This is a genomic window from Pseudomonas sp. PA-1-3F (assembly GCF_021609665.1).
GTDB lineage: Bacteria > Pseudomonadota > Gammaproteobacteria > Pseudomonadales > Pseudomonadaceae > Aquipseudomonas > Aquipseudomonas paracarnis.
In genome coordinates this window covers 1-914 of record NZ_WJZD01000077.1, presented here as the reverse complement: position 1 = coordinate 914, position 914 = coordinate 1, and the positions used below count along the sequence as shown (strand labels likewise).

Genomic DNA, 914 nt, shown 5'->3' with positions numbered 1-914 from the left:
AGACGAAAATTATTCGTGAGGCGTTGCAACGGGGGCAGCTTACCGGAACTGCTCGTTTCATTGAAGAAGTTGAGAGGATTGCAGGCGTTCGTATTGAGCGCCGAGGGCAAGGGCGGCCGAGGTTGGAGGGTGGTAAATAAATCTGTCCCCTTTTTGTCGTGGTGTATCTAATATGGGAAGTAATAAGTGAAGCCAAAAACGGTAGGTTGGTACCTATTGGGTACGCTAGCTGTGTATTTTTTTCTGGTTTTTTTTGTGGTAGGTATTGTCGGTAATTTACTCGTGGCGACGATTGCATATTTCAAGCTGGGTCATTGGGCGCTTGAGGCTGGCGTTATCAATGCTTCTCTGAAAGTCGCTGCTTACTGCGGGGTTCCAGTAGGTGCGGGTATTTGGATGTTGTCATGGCTGAAAAGTCGTAAAGACAAAAAAAGGCACTAGTATTTGGAAGAAGTAGAAAAAGGGGACAGATTTGAATGGCACTTACTTAACCTTCTTTGGTTGTCCATTTCTCCTGACCTCGGCCCTTGCCGCCGAACGCGTTTGCATCAGCATCGGGTAAGGTTTTGGATAAAAGGGGACTGGATAAAAGGGGACAGATTTATTTTTTTCCCATTTGCTAGGCTGTAATTCTCTAAGGAAGGAGGTTACCTATGCCCAGAGTGGGACGTGTCGTTTTGCCCAACTATCCTCATCATGTTGTACAGCGTGGTCACAACCGCCAGGTGATCTTTGCTGCCGAGGAGGACTACCAGCGCTACGTGAGAGACCTTCGAGAGCTTAAGGGCGCATTTGGCATAAAAATATACGCCTACTGTTTGATGACTAATCATGTCCATTTACTGGTTTCTCCGGGTAACTCGGTTGCAGGGCTAGGGCAGTTAATGAAGGCGCTCGCGGCTCGGGCCACTCGG

General features: G+C 48.1%; 2 protein-coding genes and 1 pseudogene. All 3 read left to right on the top strand.

Annotation, left to right across the window (positions count from 1 at the left end; all coding sequences use genetic code 11):
• Positions 1–140: pseudogene (locus GIV26_RS27030) on the top strand (transposase); the annotation flags it as partial.
• A gap of 46 nt (positions 141–186) precedes the next feature.
• Positions 187–441, top strand: a complete 255-nt coding sequence (locus tag GIV26_RS27025) for a hypothetical protein (RefSeq protein ID WP_146120443.1) — start codon at positions 187–189, stop codon at positions 439–441.
• Between the two features lie 212 nt (positions 442–653).
• Positions 654–914 (top strand): transposase (locus tag GIV26_RS27020; protein ID WP_236282928.1); only part of this gene is annotated, 261 nt, incomplete at its 3' end.